Below are 4,784 nucleotides of genomic sequence, written 5' to 3'. Positions count from 1 at the left end.
GCGCTTGCATGGTTCGACAAGCTCACTACGAAGCGATGGAAGCGTCTGCGCAGGCTTTCAGGTCGCGCTTCATGGTGAGCTTGTCGAACCATGGGGCGTGAGGAAGAGACGGCGGCCCCGCTTGGGAGAGGATAGCCCCTTCACCCGCGTCGATTGATCCGGATCAAGGTCGGCCGGTCCGTCCTCCCCTAGCCTGGCTAGCCTTCCCGAGAGCGCGGCGGGATGCCGCGGCCCGACATATTCACATTTCGATATCTATGCACATATGCATTCGTGTGCACCCAAGCGCGACCCACGACGGGAGGAAAGAGATGACGGCCAACGTTCCGGTTCTGGTGAAGCCCCAGGTCAAGAGCTTCTTCGACGAGGCGACCTTCACGGCGACCCACGTGGTGGTCGATCCCGAGACCCGGCGCTGCGCGATCCTCGACTCCGTGCTCGACTACGACCCCAAGTCGGGCCGCACGAAGACGGCCTCGGCCGACGCGGTGATCGCCTACGTCGAGGCCGAGAGCCTGAAGGTCGACTGGCTGCTGGAAACCCACGCACACGCCGACCACCTGAGCGCGGCGCCCTACCTGAAGAAGCGGCTCGGCGGCAGGACCGCGATCGGCGAGCACATCACGACGGTGCAGCAGGTCTTCGGCAAGGTCTTCAACGCCGAGCCCGCGTTCCGGACCGACGGCTCGCAGTTCGACCACCTGTTCAAGGACGGCGAGACCTTCCGGATCGGCGGCATGGAGACGCGGGTCCTGCACACGCCCGGCCACACGCCGGCCTGCCTGACCTACGTGATCGGCGACGCCGCCTTCGTCGGCGACACGCTGTTCATGCCGGACTACGGCACGGCGCGCTGCGACTTCCCCGGCGGCGATGCGCGCACGCTCTACCGCTCGATCCACAAGGTGCTGTCGCTGCCCGCCAAGACCCGCCTGTTCCTCTGCCACGACTACAAGGCCAAGGGCCGCGATGAGTACGTCTGGCAGACCACGGTCGGCGAGGAGCGCGAGCGCAACATCCACGTGCGCGACGGCCTCGGCGAAGAGGAGTTCGTGCGAATGCGCACGGAGCGCGACAAGACCCTCGCGATGCCCGTGCTGATCCTGCCATCGGTGCAGGTCAACATGCGCGCCGGCGAGTTGCCGCCGGCCGAGGACAACGGCGTCCATTACCTGAAGATCCCGGTCGACGCGCTGTAGGGGGCCGCCGCGACGGCGGCCGAAGGCGGACCAGACGGTCAGGAGGAAGGCCCGGTGGAGAAGATCGCACGGCTGACGCCCTTCATCTCGGTGTCGCCCCAGCTCAACGAGACCGACCTCGGCATCGCCGCCGCACAGGGATTCCAGTCGGTCGTCTGCAACCGCCCCGACGGCGAGTCGGAGGACCAGCCCGCGGGCGGGCGCATCGCCGAGGCCGAGAAGAAGAGGCCCGCGTGAACGCCCTGCCCTCACCCGAAGGGCGCCCGGCGGCGTCCTTCGACCTCTCGCGATGGGAGAGGTGTCGTTCAGGATCGCCTCACCTCTCCCTTCGGGGGAGAGGTCGGACTCCGCGTTTGCGGATTCCGGGTGAGGGCAAGCCGCCGTCCGGAACCTTGTAATGAAGCTCGAGCGCCTCTTCCCCGCCCTCGGCTGGCTGCGCGACTACCGGCGAAGCGACCTGACCAGCGACCTGCTGGCCGGCGTGATCGTCACGATCATGCTGATCCCGCAGAGCCTCGCCTACGCCCTGCTGGCCGGCCTGCCGCCGCAGGTCGGGCTCTACGCCAGCATCCTGCCGCTGGTCGCCTACGCCGCCTTCGGCAGCAGCCGCACCCTCGCGGTCGGGCCGGTCGCCGTAGTCTCGCTGATGACCGCGGCCTCGGTCAGCAAGGTCGCCGCGCCCGGGTCGCCGGAGTACCTGGCCGCGGCGCTGGCGCTCGCCCTGCTGTCCGGGCTGTTCCTGCTGGCGCTCGGCCTGGCGCGCCTGGGCGCGATCGCCAACCTGCTGAGCCACCCGGTGATCTCCGGCTTCATCAGCGCCTCGGCCGTGCTGATCGCGATCAGCCAGATGAAGCACATCCTCGGCGTGCCGGTCGTCGGCCACAGCCTCGCCGAGATCCTGCCGAGCCTGGCCGGGAACCTCGGGCGGCTCAACCTGCCGACCCTGGCGATCGGCGGCGCTGCGATCGCCTTCCTGTTCTGGGTCCGCGGCCGCCTGAAGCCGCTACTGACCCGCGCCGGCCTCGGGCCGCGCCTGGCCGACTTCGTCGCCAAGGCCGGGCCGGTCGCCGCCGTCGTCGTCGGCATCCTCGCCGTGCGCCTGCTCGGCCTCGAGGCGGCCGGCGTCGCGGTGGTCGGCGAGATCCCGCGCGGCCTGCCGCCCCTGACCGTTCCCGCGATCGACGCCGAGCTGTGGCTGGACCTGCTGCCGGCGGCGGCGCTGATCAGCCTGGTCGGCTTCGTCGAGACCGTCTCGGTCGCCGAAACCCTGGCCGCCAAGCGCCGCCAGCGCATCGACGCCAACCAGGAGCTGGTCGGCCTGGGCGCCGCCAACCTGGCCGCCGCGGTGACCGGCGGCTATCCGGTGACCGGCGGCTTCGCCCGCTCCGTCGTCAACTTCGCGGCCGGCGCCCAGACGCCGCTGGCCGGCGTCGTCACCGCCGTGCTGATCGCCGTGACCGCGGCCTTCCTGACGCCGCTGTTCTTCTTCCTGCCGCAGGCGGTGCTGGCCGCGACCATCGTCGTCGCCGTGTTGTCGCTGGTCGACCTCGGTGCGATCCGGCGGACTTGGCGCTACTCGAAGGGCGACTTCACGGCCATGGCGGCGACCATCGTCGTGGTCCTCGGCGTCGGCGTCGAAGCCGGCATCCTGGCCGGCATCCTGCTGTCGATCGCGCTGTTCCTCTGGCGCACGACGCGCCCCCACATCGCGGTGGTCGGCCAGGTGCCGGGCAGCGAGCACTTCCGCAACGTCGAGCGCCACAAGGTGGTCGAGAGCGAGACGGTGCTGACGATCCGCGTCGACGAGAGCCTCTATTTCGCCAACAGCCGCTTCCTGGAGGAGCGGATCCTGCAGCTGGTCGCCGCCCGGCCCAAGGTCGCGCACGTCGTCCTGATGTGCCCGGCGGTGAACTTCATCGACGCCAGTGCCCTGGAGAGCCTGGAGGCGATCGCCGACCGCCTGGAGACGGCGGGGGTGACGCTGCATCTCTCGGAGGTCAAGGGGCCGGTCATGGACCGCCTCCAGCATTCGGACTTCTTCGAGCACCTGACCGGCGAGGTCTTCCTCAGCCAGCACGCGGCGCTGCGCACGCTCGATCCCGAGGCGAGCGAGCGCGCGCGCAGCAGCGCGCCGGCGGCGCTCCAGCTGGCCTCCGGCGACGGCTGACGAAGGCGCCGCCAGGGAGTCCTCGTCGCGTGCGCGGGCGACGGAAGGGAGGCGTCGGCGGCCGGCCGGCACGGCGCCCTACCGCCGGCGGTCGATGGGCTCCTCCGCCTTGACCTGGCGGCCGGTCCAGGTCTGGCCGACGCGCCAGCCGGGGGGCAGGCGGCCGAGCGCCGGGAAGGGCTCGCTGCCCAGGCAGTCGAAGTAACTGTCGTGGATCAGCACGGACTGGCGCACGGTCGGCCAGGCCACGATGCGCAGCAGGTCCTGGTCGAAGTGCAGGTTGGCCGCGCGGAACGGCGTGAAGTCGCGGACCAGCTCGGCGACCGGCGGCAGGACGCCGCCGACGCCGCCCCACAGGCCGGCCAGGATCAGGTCGGTGTGGGTCGGCCAGTCGCGCATGACGTGGAAGTGCCGGCCGCTGGCCAGCCAGGCGTCGACGGCGACCCGCTCCTGCACCGAGACCAGGGAGTCGGCGTCGCGCACCAGGAATCGGGCGACCGCCGGGTCGCCGACCGGCTCGAAGCGCCAGAGCAGGCCTTCGTAGAGGCGCTGCGGGCGCGGCCGCAGCACGACCTCGGCGCCCTCCCCGGCCAGGGCCGCGCGCAGCGCCTCCGGCACCGTCTCGTCGCAGTAGAAGCGCGCGGTCCAGCCGGGATAGAGCTCGGGAATCAGGCGGGCGTTCCTCAGCGCGCCCTGGCAGTAGAGCTCCTTGTCGCCCCACAGGCTGAAGGCGATGAGGTTGCGCCCGGGCGTCGTCGGGTCGAAGGGCGGCGGCGGCTCCGGCAGGGGATGCACAGGCCCGCTCTCGCGGGCCTGGCGGTCCTTGGCCTCCAGCGCCGCGACCCCGTGGCGCCGCGCCGCCTCGAGGTCGCCGAGCTCTGCGAAGCAGGTGCAGAGGCCGTCGTGGATGTTCGGGTTGTCCGCGCCCGTCTCGAGGGCCCGAGTCAGGGCGGTCACCGCCTGGGGAAAGCCACCGAGCGCGATCAGCAGCACGCCCAGGTTCTCGTGCAGGGCCGCCGCCTGGGGAAAGCGCCGGGTGCCGCGGAAGAGCACCTGCGCCGCCTCGCGCGCCTTGCCGGCGTTGGACAGCACCAGCCCGAGGATCAGCAGGTCGGCCGGACCCGCTGTCGGCGCCTCCGCGACCGGCCCCAGCAGCGCCACGGCCTCCTCGTGCCGGCCCTCGGTCGAGAGCGCCAGGGCGCGGCGTCGGCGGTCCTCGGCGGCGTCGGTCATGGCGTCAGGCTTAGACGATTCCGCGCGCCGGCGGAACCAGCGCACCTGCCGGGCGTAGCCTTTAGCCTGGATTTCTCCATACTGGAAGGGGTCGTCACGTGGGTCATCGTCGGACAGGCAAGGAGAAGCGCGCAGCGCGATGCGGCGCATCGGGCAAGCGCTTCGACGCGGCCTGTGCGGCGATA

The 4,784-nt window shown here is 71.3% G+C and carries 4 protein-coding genes; 3 read left to right on the top strand and 1 reads right to left on the bottom strand.

Annotation, left to right across the window (positions count from 1 at the left end; all coding sequences use genetic code 11):
- The first annotated feature begins 311 nt into the window (after positions 1–311).
- From WD341_RS13550 to WD341_RS13540, 3 genes are all read left to right on the top strand, one after another.
- A complete protein-coding gene (locus tag WD341_RS13550) occupies positions 312–1,199 on the top strand; it encodes an MBL fold metallo-hydrolase (RefSeq protein WP_368425998.1) in 888 nt (295 codons plus the stop codon).
- Positions 1,200–1,253: 54 nt separating this feature from the next.
- On the top strand, positions 1,254–1,436 hold the full coding sequence (locus tag WD341_RS13545) for a sulfur transferase domain-containing protein (protein ID WP_368425997.1): 183 nt from the start codon (positions 1,254–1,256) through the stop codon (positions 1,434–1,436).
- A 160-nt stretch (positions 1,437–1,596) separates the two neighbouring features.
- The gene (locus WD341_RS13540) at positions 1,597–3,366 is read left to right on the top strand and encodes a SulP family inorganic anion transporter (RefSeq protein ID WP_368425996.1); all 1,770 of its coding nucleotides are present in this window, start codon (positions 1,597–1,599) and stop codon (positions 3,364–3,366) included.
- Positions 3,367–3,444: 78 nt separating this feature from the next.
- Here WD341_RS13540 and WD341_RS13535 read toward each other — a convergent pair whose 3' ends face one another.
- Positions 3,445–4,599 carry a tetratricopeptide repeat protein gene (locus tag WD341_RS13535; RefSeq protein WP_368425995.1) on the bottom strand — a complete coding sequence of 385 codons (1,155 nt, stop codon included), beginning with the start codon at positions 4,597–4,599 and terminating at the stop codon, positions 3,445–3,447.
- Between the last annotated feature and the right edge of the window lie 185 nt (positions 4,600–4,784).

It is taken from the genome of Tistlia sp., assembly GCF_040905785.1.
Classification (GTDB): domain Bacteria; phylum Pseudomonadota; class Alphaproteobacteria; order Kiloniellales; family DSM-21159; genus Tistlia.
Note: the sequence above shows the minus strand (reverse complement) of the source record. Positions and strands in the feature narration are given on the sequence as shown.

Coding starts and splice junctions, on each gene's coding strand:
- WD341_RS13550 (WP_368425998.1), top strand. CDS start 312: ATGACGGCCAACGTTCCGGTTCTGGTGAAGCCCCAGGTCAAGAGCTTC.
- WD341_RS13540 (WP_368425996.1), top strand. CDS start 1,597: ATGAAGCTCGAGCGCCTCTTCCCCGCCCTCGGCTGGCTGCGCGACTAC.
- WD341_RS13535 (WP_368425995.1), bottom strand. CDS start 4,599: ATGACCGACGCCGCCGAGGACCGCCGACGCCGCGCCCTGGCGCTCTCG.